The 13491-nt window shown below is 63.8% G+C and carries 14 protein-coding genes and 2 pseudogenes; 9 read left to right on the top strand and 7 right to left on the bottom strand.

Features of this window, described 5'->3' with window-relative positions; all coding sequences use genetic code 11:
- Nucleotides 1-24 precede the first annotated feature (24 nt).
- Nucleotides 25-612 (bottom strand): TetR/AcrR family transcriptional regulator, encoded by a 588-nt coding sequence (locus tag NFU08_RS02905; RefSeq protein WP_251420620.1) that lies wholly within the window; start codon nucleotides 610-612, stop codon nucleotides 25-27.
- A gap of 121 nt (nucleotides 613-733) precedes the next feature.
- Here NFU08_RS02905 and NFU08_RS02900 point away from each other — a divergent pair, with 121 nt between their 5' ends.
- From NFU08_RS02900 to NFU08_RS02880, 6 genes are all read left to right on the top strand, one after another.
- Nucleotides 734-1090 carry a cupin domain-containing protein gene (locus NFU08_RS02900; RefSeq protein WP_308421986.1) on the top strand — a complete coding sequence of 119 codons (357 nt, stop codon included), beginning with the start codon at nucleotides 734-736 and terminating at the stop codon, nucleotides 1088-1090.
- Between the two features lie 57 nt (nucleotides 1091-1147).
- Entirely contained in the window at nucleotides 1148-2452 is a 1305-nt protein-coding gene (locus NFU08_RS02895; protein ID WP_251420618.1) for an NAD(P)/FAD-dependent oxidoreductase, read from the top strand.
- 51 nt (nucleotides 2453-2503) lie between these two features.
- Nucleotides 2504-2740 (top strand): hypothetical protein, encoded by a 237-nt coding sequence (locus NFU08_RS20905; protein ID WP_309296825.1) that lies wholly within the window; start codon nucleotides 2504-2506, stop codon nucleotides 2738-2740.
- Complete coding sequence (locus NFU08_RS20900) at nucleotides 2737-3084, top strand: hypothetical protein (protein ID WP_309296824.1); 348 nt, start codon at nucleotides 2737-2739, stop codon at nucleotides 3082-3084. Before NFU08_RS20905 ends, NFU08_RS20900 begins: the two co-directional genes overlap by 4 nt.
- 456 nt (nucleotides 3085-3540) lie before the next feature.
- Nucleotides 3541-4467, top strand: coding sequence for a PLP-dependent cysteine synthase family protein (locus tag NFU08_RS02885; RefSeq protein WP_285835564.1), 927 nt, complete (start codon nucleotides 3541-3543; stop codon nucleotides 4465-4467).
- Between the two features lie 138 nt (nucleotides 4468-4605).
- Nucleotides 4606-4902, top strand: coding sequence for a putative quinol monooxygenase (locus tag NFU08_RS02880; RefSeq protein WP_011689585.1), 297 nt, complete (start codon nucleotides 4606-4608; stop codon nucleotides 4900-4902).
- Between the two features lie 68 nt (nucleotides 4903-4970).
- On the opposite strand, the pseudogene NFU08_RS02875 reads toward NFU08_RS02880, so the two are convergent.
- A pseudogene (locus NFU08_RS02875) lies at nucleotides 4971-6160 on the bottom strand (IS110 family transposase).
- Nucleotides 6161-6461: 301 nt separating this feature from the next.
- Here NFU08_RS02875 and NFU08_RS20945 point away from each other — a divergent pair.
- The 3 genes and pseudogenes from NFU08_RS20945 to NFU08_RS02865 form a co-directional block, all read left to right on the top strand.
- Nucleotides 6462-6602, top strand: a pseudogene (locus tag NFU08_RS20945) (hypothetical protein); the annotation flags it as partial.
- A 113-nt stretch (nucleotides 6603-6715) separates the two neighbouring features.
- Nucleotides 6716-7327, top strand: a complete 612-nt coding sequence (locus tag NFU08_RS20890) for a hypothetical protein (RefSeq protein ID WP_397425051.1) — start codon at nucleotides 6716-6718, stop codon at nucleotides 7325-7327.
- A gap of 22 nt (nucleotides 7328-7349) precedes the next feature.
- On the top strand, nucleotides 7350-8747 hold the full coding sequence (locus NFU08_RS02865; protein WP_251420616.1) for an aldehyde dehydrogenase family protein: 1398 nt from the start codon (nucleotides 7350-7352) through the stop codon (nucleotides 8745-8747).
- Nucleotides 8748-9274: 527 nt separating this feature from the next.
- Here the strand turns inward: NFU08_RS02865 and NFU08_RS02860 are convergent.
- The 5 genes from NFU08_RS02860 to NFU08_RS02840 form a co-directional block, all read right to left on the bottom strand.
- Nucleotides 9275-9526, bottom strand: coding sequence for a hypothetical protein (locus NFU08_RS02860; RefSeq protein WP_285835567.1), 252 nt, complete (start codon nucleotides 9524-9526; stop codon nucleotides 9275-9277).
- A gap of 20 nt (nucleotides 9527-9546) precedes the next feature.
- Nucleotides 9547-10020 (bottom strand): SRPBCC family protein, encoded by a 474-nt coding sequence (locus NFU08_RS02855; protein WP_251420611.1) that lies wholly within the window; start codon nucleotides 10018-10020, stop codon nucleotides 9547-9549.
- 178 nt (nucleotides 10021-10198) lie between these two features.
- The gene (locus NFU08_RS02850) at nucleotides 10199-11239 is read right to left on the bottom strand and encodes a metallophosphoesterase (protein ID WP_251420609.1); all 1041 of its coding nucleotides are present in this window, start codon (nucleotides 11237-11239) and stop codon (nucleotides 10199-10201) included.
- Between the two features lie 29 nt (nucleotides 11240-11268).
- Entirely contained in the window at nucleotides 11269-12129 is an 861-nt protein-coding gene (locus tag NFU08_RS02845) for a phosphatidylinositol-specific phospholipase C/glycerophosphodiester phosphodiesterase family protein (RefSeq protein ID WP_251420607.1), read from the bottom strand.
- A 178-nt stretch (nucleotides 12130-12307) separates the two neighbouring features.
- Nucleotides 12308-13459, bottom strand: coding sequence for a sorbosone dehydrogenase family protein (locus NFU08_RS02840; RefSeq protein ID WP_251420605.1), 1152 nt, complete (start codon nucleotides 13457-13459; stop codon nucleotides 12308-12310).
- Nucleotides 13460-13491: the final 32 nt, after the last annotated feature.

The raw sequence follows: 13491 nt of genomic DNA, 5'->3' as shown, positions 1-13491 counted from the left end.
AAGCAGCCCCGGCAGCGGAGCCCGCTAGTTAGCCGCGCCGACCGCGCCGGCACTGACGTGGCCGCCTAATGCCAACCAGAGGTAGCGGATTGACCTTTCCACGCCTTGCCGGTCGACGCCTGCCAAGAGTTGCAGCACCAGTCCATCCAGTGACGCGAAGGCAGCCTGGGCCGCACCCTCTTCCTGACCGAATCCGATTCGACGTAAACCCTCTGCGAACGCGGCAACGTAGCTTGCGTACAACTGTTGCACGGCCTCAGCGAGTTCGGGTCTGCGCCGTGATTCCAGGATCATCTCGTACTGGAAGATTTGCAGGTCGGGATTTTCGGCGATCAGCGCGAGGATGCTTTCGCAAAACTCTTCTTCCGTCGCGGGGAGTTTTTCCAGTTGCGAGAGTCCGATGGATTGCTGGACCGACCAATCGAGAGCTGCCTTGATCAGCGCGTCCCGGGTGCCGAAGTGGTGGGCCACCAGGGTGTTGTTGACCCCCGCTTGCTCCGCCACGGCGCGGAAGGTCAGGCCTCTCAGGCCCTTGCGCGCCACGACGTGCACTGTCGCGACCAGCAGCGCCTCTCGGCCTGTGCCGTACCCCTTGTGCTTCTCCCCGTTCATGGCTTGATTCTAGCTTTCCCAGAGCGTCTATTGACGTAAATACTCAGCAGGTGCTTAGATGTGATCCAGCACAGAACTAAGCAGGGGCTCAGCAGAACTTATTCTTTCTCTCGAGGAGACCATGATGTCCACTTCCCCCACCACCACTGGCTTCACCGTCCACGACTCCTTTGATCCGCAGAAGTACGAGCCGTTCATCCTCGGCCAGGTCCAGTGGGTCCGCAGCCCGGGCGACGGGGACCGGCCTGCGCTCTCTGCCGGTTTCTGGCACGTCACTACTGAAGAGGCTCCGGAGCCTTTCGATCTTCTGATCGAGGCCGACGAGACTCTCCACATCATTGAGGGCCACCTCCACATTGAAGTTGAAGGCGGAGAAAGCTTCGACCTTCGTCCCGGCTCCGCGGCTTCCTTCAATAAGGGCACCCAGACCCGATGGACCGTCATTGAAGACACCACCGAGTTCTTCGTCTACTCCTGATCAACAGCCGCCAGCTGATCAATTCCCAGAATCTTTTTGAAAGCAAAAGAGCCGAACGTGACTAACACCAACCCAACCGCGGAGCAAGCGGACGTCATCATCATCGGTGCTGGCTTCGCTGGTCTCACCGCCGCCCGCGAGCTCCGCCAGGCCGGGCACTCCGTCGTTGTCCTCGAAGCACGGGACAGGATCGGAGGGCGCACCTGGCTGGACGAGCAACTGGGCCGTCCCTTGGAGATGGGCGGGACATGGGTGCACTGGACCCAGCCCTATGTCTGGTCCGAGATGAAGCGTTACGGGCTGGGTACCGTACAAAGCCCGGTCGCTGAGTCGGCCTACTGGTGGGCCGGCGGTGAGCGCCACGAGGGCACCCCGGAGCAGTTGCTGGGCGATATTGACGAACCGAACCGGATACTCATGAAAGAGTCCCGAACCTACTTCCCGCAGCCGTTCAGCCCGTTCATCAGCCCGGACATCAAAAGTATTGATAACGTCTCGCTGTCCGAGAAATTCACCGAACTCGGACTCTCGCCCTACTCCCGCGACATCCTGGAATCGTTCTGGGCACTGAACTTCAACGGCCCCGTTGACCACGCAGCCTTCACCCAGGCCCTGCGGTGGGTGGCGCTGACCAACGGCGACTGGATGGTCAACTTCGAAGCCTGCGCGACGTTCAAGATCCAGGGCGGCACCGGCAAACTGATCAACAGCATCGCCGAGGGCACTGACGTACGGCTCGGAACGACGGTCGCCGCGGTCGAGTACGCCGGCGAAAAAGCGTCCGTTATCACCAGCACCGGCGACACCTTCGAGGCAGGACAGGTGATCTGCACCGTGCCCCTGGGCGCTCTGGGATCCATCGATTTCCAGCCCGCACTGCCGGCACCGGAGCAGCAGGCCATCACCGAGGGCCAGGTCTCCAAAGGCATTAAGGCCTGGATCACCGTTAAGGGCGAGGTCAAGCCCTTCGTTGCCCTCGGGGCCGCGGACTGGCCCCTGAACTACGCTCAGGCGGAATACGACCACGATGGCAACACCATCCTGGTGGCCTTCGGCCCCGACACCGCCCGCCTCGATGCGACCGACCTCCAGCAGGTCCAGGCCGCCGTCGACCTCCTTGTGCCGGACCTTGAGGTCCTGGACGTCGCCAGCCACGACTGGACCAGCGATCCCCTCTCGGGACAGACCTGGCCCATGCACCGCACGGGATTCCTCACCGAATCCCTGCCCAGTTTCCAGCAGCCACACGGGCCCCTGCTGTTCGCAGGTTCCGATTACGCCAACGGATGGGGTGGCTTCATCGACGGAGCCATTGAAAGCGGAATGGAAGCAGCACACGCTATCACCCAGCGCCGCGCCTAAGCCTGCACGGCTACACCCCCAAAGAATCCTCAAAGAAGGTTGACATCCACCATGTCAAAGACAGAAACATCCACGGGTTCAACCGCGGCAACGACGCCGGGCACTGACCTGAAAAAGGGCTCCATCGGGGTCCTCGGCATCCTGTTCTTCGTCCTCTCCGCCCAGGCACCACTGACCGGAATCGCAGGGGCATCCGGCCTCACGGTGTTCCTCGGCAACGGGGCCGGGGCTCCCGGGGCCTACCTCACGGCGTCATCATCATCTTCGCCGTCGGATTCATCGCCATGAGCCGCAGGCTCCGCGCCAACGGCGCCTTCTACGCTTACGTCGGGGCAGGTTTGGGCCGGCATACAGGTGCCGGCGCCGCCTGGCTGGCGCTGCTGGCCTACGGCACCGTCCGGGCCTGCATGTACGGGCTCTACGGCGCAAGTCTCAGCGCCCTCATCGCGACGTACACCGGAGTGACCATCCCGTGGTGGCTGCTGGTGCTGGTCACCATGGGCGCCGTCCAGCTCCTGGGTTCAAGGAATGTTGAACTCGGGGCCAAGTTCCTGGCCTTCCTCGTGGGTGCCGAGGTTGCCATCCTGCTCGCCTTCGGCATCAGCGTGCTGGCCTCAGGAGGAGGACCGTAAGGAATCTCAATAGGGATTGTCAAGGACAATCATCGTTTCCAGCAGTGCTGCGCGGCACCCAAGGTGCCCCTAAAGCTATCCGTGGCTGGGGTCAATTCGGATTATCCATGGCTGATTCTTTTGGGAGCCGTTTGGAGAGCTCCCTCGGCAGCGGTAGCGGTGGATAACTCACGAGGATTTGTCCCCGGCTGTGAGTATCGGAGGCATTCCGAAGAGCATTGGCAATACAGGATGAATCCGGCCCAGCGCTACGGGTGTGAGTCTGATCTCGATGGGGTGTTTCCATAGATCTCTTCGCCGGGTCGCTGCGGTTGAAAATGCGCTCGCTCTCATCGTTCAGAGCGCATGGTCGCGGTGCCTTCCGTGTTCTGTTGTAGTGGGCTTACCAGGGTGCCACGATATCTTCTACCAGCCGTCACACGAGCAGAGGGTCTTCGGAGATGAACGATTCAGTGGGTGCGTTCGCGGGGATTGGGAACACGCCCCCTCGTGGAGCTGCGGAGGGTGGTGCCGGCTAACGGTGCCCGGATTTTCGTCAAGTTGGAGTGGGCCAACCCGACAGGGAGTATGAAAGACCGGATGGCCCGCGCGGCGGTCGAAGGCGCGGTGCGTGACGGGCGCCTTGTCCCGGGAGGAACTGTCGTCGAATACACCGCTGGCACGACCGGCATTTCGCTTGCGTTTGCTTGCGCTGTGCTTGGTTTCGGCCTCCACGTCGTCTTCTCCGACGCGTTCAGTGACGAAAAACGCCGGACCATGCTTGCGTTTGGCGCCACCGTCGAGGATGTTCCAAGTGACAATGGCGCAATCACCGAAACGCTGATCAAGCGGATGATCGCCCGGGCCGCTGAAGTATCGAAACAACCGGGCATGTGGTGGTGTGACCAGTTGAATAACCATGACGCGGTCACCGGGTATCTGCCCCTGGGGGAAGAAATTTGGACACAGACAAAAGGCCGGATCGACGCGTTCGTGCACACGGTCGGAACCGCTCACTCCATTCACGGGGTCACGCGCTCGCTCCGAGCGCACAATCCGGACATCAGCGTCTTTGCAGTCGAACCGGCCGAATCCGCTGTCCTGTCCGGTCAACCGACCGGTGCCAACCGGATCGAAGGCATTGGTATCGGTTTTGTTCCCCCGCTGTGGGAACCGGATGCCGTCGATGGCATCCTCACCGTATCCGCCGACGAGGCAATGGATATGGCGCGGCGCCTGGCCCGGCAAGAGGGGCTCTTTGCTGGCACTTCCTCAGGGGCGAATGTTGTCGCCGCTCTTCACACCGCTGAACGTATGGGGCCTGGATCAACAATCGTCACCATCCTCTGCGACTCCGGACTCCGTTACCTCTCCACCGAGCTCTACCGACCCGAAAAAATCTAGCCTCCAAACCAGTGGGCGCCTGCAATTCCAACGGCCAGGAAGCTTGGCGGAGGGATCCGTTGCCTGCTCGGCAGGCGCAGGCCTATACTCGGTCAGGCCGGCAGCTTACCGGTTCGGACGATGACTAAGGAGATCACGGTGGCGCCTAAATTCGGAGTGCTTGCATTGGTTGAGGCGAAACCCGGGAAGGAGCAGGAAGTGTGGGATTTCCTGAACGGTGGCCGTGACATCGTGCTTGGAGAACCCGGCACACGTACTTGGTATGCCTTCCGCGCCAGTGAAACCACTTTCGGCATCTTCGACACTTTTGACACCGAGGAAGACCGCCAGGCCCACCTCAGCGGGGCAATACCCGCCGCCCTCGGCGAACACGGCCCGGCGATGCTGGCAGCGGAACCGGACATCCGGATAGTTGAGCTGATCGCCGTTAAGTAAGCCGTCCTGGGTTTCCAGGACCATTCCATCCGTCTTCTGCGTGGCGTGGCCACGAGCTTAGCCGGCGCTCAGAAAGCTTTGGCGTTGGGTTCTTGGTAGGGGGTGCCGTCGCGGAGCATGGCCCAGAGGACGTTGAGCCGGCGTCTGGCCAGGGATAGAACGGCTTGTTTGTGGTTTTTGCCTTCGGTGCGTTTGCGTTGGTAGTAGGTGCGGCTTTGGGGGGAGTAGCGTGCTGCGGATTGGGCGGCGAGATAGAAGGCATTGAGGAGTCGGCGGTCGTAGCGTTTGGGACGGTGGTGGTTGCCGCTGATCCGTCCTGAGTCGCGGGGGACTGGTGCGAGGCCGGCCACGCCGGCGAGGCGGGCTGCGCTTTCGTATGCGGTGATGTCGCCTCCGGTGGCGGCGAGGAATTCGGCTGCGAGCATGGTGCCGAAGCCGGGCATGCTGAGCAGGATCTGGGCGTGGTGATGTTCGCGAAACCGGGTTTCGATCTGCTTGTCGATCTTCGCCACCTCATCATGCAAATCCAGGACGGTGCGGGCGAGAGCGGCGACCATCCCAGCGCCGATGTCCTGGGCCTGAACGGTGATGCGCTGCGCCTGAGCAGCTGCGACGGCCTTGGCGGCGATTGCCTTTGCGTTGTAGCAGCCCTGGTTCCGCAGCCACGTTGCGATACGCGTTTCGCCTGCCCGGCGGATGCCGGGGTTGTGTACTTCGTCAATAGCACTACCGCGGCTTTGACCATGGCGTAGTCGAATGCTGCTTCCAGGGCGGGGAAGTACTCGAGCAATGTGGCGCAGAGTCTGTTGAGGGCGCGGGTTCGGTCGCAGACCAGGTCAGTGCGCCGGGAACTGAGCAGCCGCAGGTCGGTGCTGATTTGGTCGCCGCTGCGGACGGGTTGCAGATCCCTTCGCATCCGGGCTTGGTCGGCGATGATTGCCGCGTCTTTGGCGTCTGTTTTGCCGTCGCCCCGGTAAGTGCGGGCGGCGTGGTAGACGGTTCTTCCTGGGATGTAGACCAGGGTCTGGTTTTGGGCTTCGAGCAGGCCGATCAACAGCGCGGCCCCGCCTCGGTTCAGGTCGGTGGCCCAGAGGACCTCCCGGCCTGCCGCGAGGTCCGCCACTTCGGTGAGAAGTTCCGTGAGTGCGGCTTCGTCGTTGGCTACCTTTCGGGAGAGCAGCCGGTTTCCTTCGTCGTCGACGAGCACGCAGTGGTGATGAGCTTTTCCGGCGTCGATGCCGGCCCAGAGTTCAGGCATGTGTCCCTCCATCGCGTTGTCCTGGTAAGGCCCAAGCAGATGGCCGCGCCGTCGTGTCCTTACATTGCGATCGGGTCGCTTTTCTCAATTAGCGGTCGAGCCATCGCGGGGTGTCGGGCGGCCATTCCTTCGGAGCCGTGATGCAAAGTCCGGCCATTTAGCTTTTAGCCATACCCGGCACCCCTGGGTTGGTCGAGAGCCTACAATGCTCCCAATCCAGCCTCAATCACCGTAAGGAATCAGCTTTTCCGCCAGCTTCTCACCGGCCGCGATCGCAGCCGGGGCACCGGGGGTGGCCATCATGTTCGCCGTAGCGTCCATGTTCGGCTTCGAATCGACCGCGATCTACTCCGACGAGGCGAAAGATCCACGGCGCACCGTTGCCCGGGCCACCTACATCTCGGTCAGTGTCATTGCGATCTTCTTCGCCTTCATCACCTGGATGCTCGTCTCCTACTACGGCCCGACAGCCGTACAGGGAGCCGCCGGCGCAGCGGTCGAATCCGGTGACGCCACCTCGTTCTTCTTCACAGCAGCCGTCGACAAACTCGGTGCCTGGGCCGGCCCGGTCGGCGTGCCTTCCTCATCACCTCGGTCCTGGCGGGCATTATCGCCTTCCACAACGCCATCAACCGCTACCTCCACTCCCTGGCCCAACGCGGCTCCGTCCCAGCCCGCCTGGCCCGGACCAACTCCCACGGCGCACCCTACGCCGCCGCGTACGTTCAGACCGCGATGGCCGTGGTGATGACAATGCCGTTCGCGATCCTGGGGCTGGACCCGGTCCTGACCCTTTTCGCCTGGTTCGCCGGCGTCGCAGTGGTTGCGTTGCTGGTCCTCTATGTCCTGGCGTCGGTGGCCGTCGTCGTCTTCTTCCGCCGCCACGGCGGGCAGGGGATCTGGCAGACACTGCTCGCCCCGATCCTGGCCGTAATCCTGATGACCGCGGTGCTCTGGTCGGTGGTCAGCAACTTCACCACCCTCATCGGCGGTGACGCCGTCACAGCCAACTGGCTGCTCGTGATGGTCCCGGTCGCCTTCATTGCCGGCATGGTCCTGGAGCGCCGCAACCGAAGCGAACACACCATCGAGTTCACCGACACCGCCGTCACGGCCGAACCCGCTGGGACTACAGCACGATTCGTCCCGCCAGCTCCAAGCAACTGAATACGCAGATAAGAGGGATCTCATGAACACCACAGCTGTCCTGACCCAGGACGCCGTCTCCACCCGGACCATCTTCAACCCCGCCACAGGCGAACCCGTCGGCGAAGCACCCGTCCACACCGTCACGGACCTTCAACACGCCGTCGACAATGCCCTGGCCGCCCAGCCGGCATGGGCAGCGCTTGGGCACGAGGCCAGGTCCGCAGCACTCCTGAAAGCAGCCGACGCCATCGAGGCCCACGCAGAGGAACTCGCCCAATTGCTTTCCCGCGAGCAGGGCAAACCGTTGAACGGCCCCAATGCCCGCTTCGAAGTGGGCGCCTGCGCGGCCTGGCTGCGCGCCGCGGCCGGCACACCGCTGAAGACCGAAACCCTCGTCGATGACGGCGAGACCCGCGCCGAACTGCACTACCGGCCCATCGGTGTTGTCGGGGCCATCGGTCCTTGGAACTGGCCCATGATGATCACCGTGTGGCAGGTCGCCCCCGCCCTGCGGATGGGCAACGCTGTGGTGGTTAAACCGTCCGAATACACCCCGCTGAGCGTGATTGCCCTCGTTGAAACCATCAACGACGCCCTGCCCGAAGGGCTCCTCACCGTGGTCTCCGGCGGACGCGATGTAGGCGAAGCCCTCGCCTCACACCCTTCCATCGGGAAGATCATGTTCACCGGCTCCACCGCAACGGGCAAGGCGATCATCAAATCCTCCGCGGACACCATCAAGCGGCTCACCCTGGAGCTCGGCGGTAACGACGCCGGCATCGTCCTGCCCGACGCCGACCCCAAAGCCATCGCCGAAGGCCTGTTCTGGGGGGCGTTCATCAACACCGGCCAAACGTGCGCCGCGCTCAAGCGCCTGTACGTCCATGAGGACATCTACGACGCCGTGTGTGAAGAACTGACGACCGTGGCCAAGGCCATGCCGATGGGCAATGGCCTGGACGAGAACAACGTCCTGGGACCGCTGCAGAACAAGGCACAGTACGAGATCGTCGCGAACCTCGTAGAAACGGCGAAGGAGTCCGGTGCCCGCGTGCTCCTCGGCGGAAACCCGGACACTGACCAACCCGGCTACTTCTACCCCACCACCCTCGTGGCCGACATTGACAACGACAACCCACTCGTCACCGAAGAACAATTCGGCCCTGCTTTGCCCATCATCCGCTACAACACCATCGACGAGGTCGTGGAAAAGGCCAACGCCCTCGACGTCGGCCTCGGCGCCTCTGTCTGGTCCTCAGACCTTGCCGCAGCCCGCAAGGTCGCAGCACGCATTCAAGCAGGTACCGTCTGGATCAACAAACACGGCGCCGTCGACCCACGCATCCCCTTCGGCGGCGCAAAACAATCCGGCTATGGCCTCGAATTCGGCGTCGAAGGACTCAAACACCTCGGCGTCCCCCAAGTAATCAACGGCTGATTTTTCCCCTCTGGATAGCCCGCGTCTGGCCACCACCGGTCAGGGGCGGGTTATCCGTCTATATCTGCCTCTGCAAAGGATAAACATGTCAAAATCCCATCACCGAACCCATCAGGAAGTCACCGGCTGGTCATCCCTGCAGCCGGGCGACGCAGTCGCTATCTCCGACGATCTCCACTGCCCGGACCCGGCATATGTTGAAATAACAGCTCCCGAGCTCGGTGTTCTATGGATCCACCGGCCAAAGATCGGGGAAAGGCGGCTGCCCCACACCGAAACCCACCGAATTTGGCGCCCAGTCCCGAACCGCCCGAGCTGAACAATAGACTTCGGCCGCAAACACTGCTCGTCGGATCCTCCGACACCGGCTTCGTTCGAGAGCCAACCTCTCATCCCTCATGTGTCTCGAAAAACTAAAGCTTTTCAAGACACTGCTCCGGACCTGATGAGTGGTTACCGGCCGGCTGAGAAAGCCGGGCACCCCGTTGATCTGACAGCGGGCTGATGCGCCGGTCCCCCAACAACCTTTAGCGGGTGGTTGGTTCCGGCTTCTCGCCAACGGCTGCTTGGCCCACCAGATGGTGCAGCTGTTCGGCGTGGCCGCGCGGGGCATGCGCCTTGTCTTCACCATTTTCATAGGCGTTCTCGGCGTGGAGCCTGATGTCGAGTCCCTTCGCCTCCACCGGCCCCGCAACCCGGATGCCCATGGTCAGGTCAAGGACCTTTGCAATCACCCACGTGACCGTGAAGGTGTATGCGAAGACTGCCAGTATGGCCAGAGCCTGGCGCTTTCTGTTTGTCAGAGCTGCCCGGCGGGGCCGCTGTCCTTGACTTCACCGCGCCAGCCGCCGGTTTCGGTGCCGCGCGATTCGATGAAGTCCTTGAACTTCCGCATGTCGGCCCTGACCTGCATCTCGTCGATCTTCAGTGCCGCGCCTGCCTTTTCCGTGGCGGTTTCCGGCGCCCATTCGAAGTGGACTTTGACCTTCGTATGGTTGGCATCCAGCGGGGTGAACCTGATGATGCCGGCATGGGACTTGCCGTCGATGCTGCGCCAGGCGATCCGGTCGTCAGGCTCCTGGTCGACGATCTCGGTGTCGAATTCCCGGTGGACGCCGCCCACGTTGGTGACCCAGTGGTTGGTGGTGTCCGTCAGCTGGGTTACGGATTCCACACCGGACATGAACTGTGGAAAGGACTCGAACTGGGTCCACTGGTTGTACGCGGTCCGCACCGGGACATCGACTTCGACGGTCTCTTCAACGCGTTCCATCTGCTTCCTCCTCATGACGGACGGCCGCAACAGCGGACCGGCAGAGCTTGCCATCCTGCCAGTCAGGCAGCCGCCACTCCTGCACGATAAGTCCGGCTGCCACCGGTGTCCAGACCCCCGCAATTCCCCGGCGGACGACGGCGGGAGGCGCCCGCCGTCGTCCGCTTACGTTTGGTGCCTAGGAGCTGAAGGGGACCTTCTCCCAGCTCAGGACAGGGCCGCCGTCGGCGCTGTTGCCCGCGACCGAGAAGCGCACATAGTTCGTGGCGTTGGCGGATCCGTCCACGGTGACGCGCTGCAGGTTGTCCGCGGCGGGCTGCCCGTAGATCTCCAGCCAGGGTGAGCCGGCGGCGAGGGGCTGGTTCTCGGCAAAGACATGGCTGTCGCCGTTGATCAGGTACACCGGGGCATCGAAGCTGTTGGTCTCCTCGACGATGGCAGCCACGATCGCCCGGAACCCGGACATGATCTCCGGGTTGGCGGTGGCTGCGGCGAGCAGCGACGGATCGAACATGTCGGCCTGCGTCATGAGCACCACGGCACGGTCGTTGCGGCGCTCGGCATCAGCGAACGTGCCGCGTATCTGCTCCAGCGCGGCATCCGTCCGGGCCTCCACCTCAGCAAGCTGTTCCGGCATGGCCGTGGTTTCGCCGAGGCCCGTCCACGGCTGCAGGGAGTTGTTGCTGCCCTGGATGTTCAGCACGGAGAAGGCCACCCGGTTCTCGGTGAACCGGACGTTTTCCGGAAGCCCAACGTCCTCCTGGGTCTTCACCGGCATGGTGGCGCCGAGGGTCTTGCCGGGTTCATTGAAGAAGACCTCCCGTAGCTTGTCCAGCCGTTCCAGCGGGTTGTAGGCGCCGTTGTTGGTGCGGTGGCAGTCCACCCATTCGTTGTCGCCCGGGGTGAAGACCAGCGGATGCTCGAACGTGTCGAACTGGGTGCGGATGTTGGCGAAGTACTCGTCCGAGCAGACGGAGGAGCCGTTCTTGATGTCGCCAACATGCGTGACGAACTCCAGGTCCTGATCGGCGTTGATGTCCTGGATGCGGGCGGGGAACTTGGCAACTTCGGCGTCGCCGTAAGGGATGTCGCCGATGACGCCGAAGGTGAACGCCTCGCTGTTGGAGGAGTTGCTGACCGCGTGGGCGGGCTGGGACGCAAGGAGGCCGAGCGCCAGGACGGCTCCCGCCGTCGTCGTTTTCAAAGTCTTTGAAGGCATGGGTGTGTTCCTGATTCTGCTGGAAGGGCCTAGGCGGCGCGGACGGTGAGGAACTGCTGCAGCGCGGCGAGGTCGTCGGTGTTGATGTGGTCCACGCCGGCCCCGGCGAGCTCGGTCCAGATGGCGTCGCGGGCTGCGCCGGGCTGGTCCGGGGTGGCCCAGAAGCGGACGCGGTAGCCGCTGGCGTGGGCCTCGGCCACGTACGCGTGCAGCTTGGCGCGCTCGGCTTCCGGCATGGGGCCGACGCCCTGCCAGGCGAAGAGTTTGGTCCAGTTGTCGCTGACCAGCGGCATGAGGGCGGCGGGTTTGCCGGAGGTGAGGTCGGCTGAGCGGCCGTCGTAGAAGCTGAACCGCTTCTCCTGCGCCTGCATGGTGGCGAGCGGGCGGTTTCCGCTGATCACGGCGGTGACGGGGCCGGTCTTGGCGGTGCCGTTGGTGTAGCGGCTCATGATGTCGCGGTGCTCGGCCAGTTCCTGCTCGATGGCGGCGTAGGTGGCTTCGCCTTCGCTCTTGATGTCGATCAGCAGCTGCAGGCTGCCGTCCCAGTGCGGGTAAACGCCGTGGCCGGGCTGGCTCCGTACCAGGTCCTGGAGGGGATCAAGGTAGAGGCTTTCGAGCGTGACGCCGGGCTGGACGTCCTCCAGGTCATGGGCCACCAGCAGTTCGCCGTCCACCAGCCACACGTCCGCTTCGACGCTGGTGAAGCCGTGCTCGAGCGCGTCGAACAGGGGACGCCCATGCTCGTAGTCGTTGTGCGCATGGGCCTGGGCGAGGGGCTGGCCGACGACGACGGGAGCCGGCTTGGCTGCCTCAGCTTGGGCCGGGGCTGCCGCTGTTCCCGCCAGGGAGGCGAGGACGGCGACGGCGGCGAGGGTGCTTTTCACGAACACGGAGTACTCCTACGTACAGCTGGAATGTCCGCCCGGCTGTTTGGGTGCCGGGCAAAAGGGGGCGTGAAAAGACTGCTGGTTGCGGGAGAACGCTTCGGGGCCGGCGGGTTGCCAGCGGGTGAATTGGGCGGGACATCGACAGGGTTGCGGTTGGCGGTGGGGCGCACGGGCACCCGAATTACTGCAGGGCCAGGTCCACGCTGAGGATGCGGTCGTCATCGGGCCCGGGCCTGCCCCGGCCGTCGGTGTTGTTGGTGACGAACCAGAGCTTCCCGTCCGGAGCCTCAGTGACATCGCGGAGGCGGCCGAATTCGCCGTCGTAGTACGTGGTCGACGTGGACGGGTCGGCCACGGGAACCGCCCGGAGCACCTGTCCGCGCAGGTTGGCGATGAACAGGGTCCCGTCAATGTGCGCCATGCCGCTGGGGCTGGCCTCGGTGGGCTCCCATTGCTGAACGGGGTCGGTGAAGTCCCCTGTGGTGGCTATCCCTTCTACGGCCGGCCAGCCGTAGTTCGCTCCCGCGATGATGATGTTCAGCTCGTCCCACGTGTTCTGCCCGAACTCGGTGGCGAACATGGTGCCATCCTCCGCCCAGGCCAGGCCCTGCGGGTTGCGGTGTCCGTAACTGTAGACGAGCGAGTCCGGGAAGGGATTGTCGCCCGGGACGCCGCCGTCGGGGGTCATCCTCAGGATCTTCCCATTCAGGGAATCCAGGTCCTGGGAACTGTCGCGCCGGCCCGCGTCTCCGATCGCCACGTAGAGCATGCCGTCGGGCCCAAAGGCGATCCGGCCGCCGTCGTGATAGCTCGCGGAGGCAATCCCCTCGAGGAGCGTTTCGGGCTGCCCCAGCGCCAGGGATCCCGGTTCGCCGGTGACGCCGAAGCGCTGCAGCCTGTTTCCGTCTGTCCCGGTGGAGTACACGTACAGGCGGCCCTGGCTGTCCACGGCCAGGCCCAGCAGCCCGCCTTCCCCCACAGCCGCCACGCCGGGAATGTCTCCAACTGTGCGCGTGGTGCCGTCAGGGCTGAGCTCGAGGATGCGCCCGCTGTCCCGCTCACTGACCAACGGAGTGCCGTTGCGGAACACCACGGACCAGGGAGCCTCCAGCCCGGTGGCCACGGCCCGGGGCGTGCTTGTCGGGGTGGCATTTCCCGCCCTCGCCGCTGTCTCTGCTGGGGAGGATGACGGAGACGGAACTTCCGACGTCGCCGCGGGAGAAACCGGCGTTGGGGATGCCGCCGGCGGCGTGGTGGTGCAGGACGAGAGCAGCAGGCCGGCTCCGAGGGCGGCGGCCAACAGGGTGGGCCGGCGGAGGGGGATGGCGTTCATGGGTCTCTCCTTGTTCGTTGCAGTGTGCTGTT

The organism is Pseudarthrobacter sp. NCCP-2145, from assembly GCF_023708005.1.
GTDB classification, from domain to species: domain Bacteria; phylum Actinomycetota; class Actinomycetes; order Actinomycetales; family Micrococcaceae; genus Arthrobacter; species Arthrobacter oxydans.
Note: the sequence above shows the minus strand (reverse complement) of the source record. Positions and strands in the feature narration are given on the sequence as shown.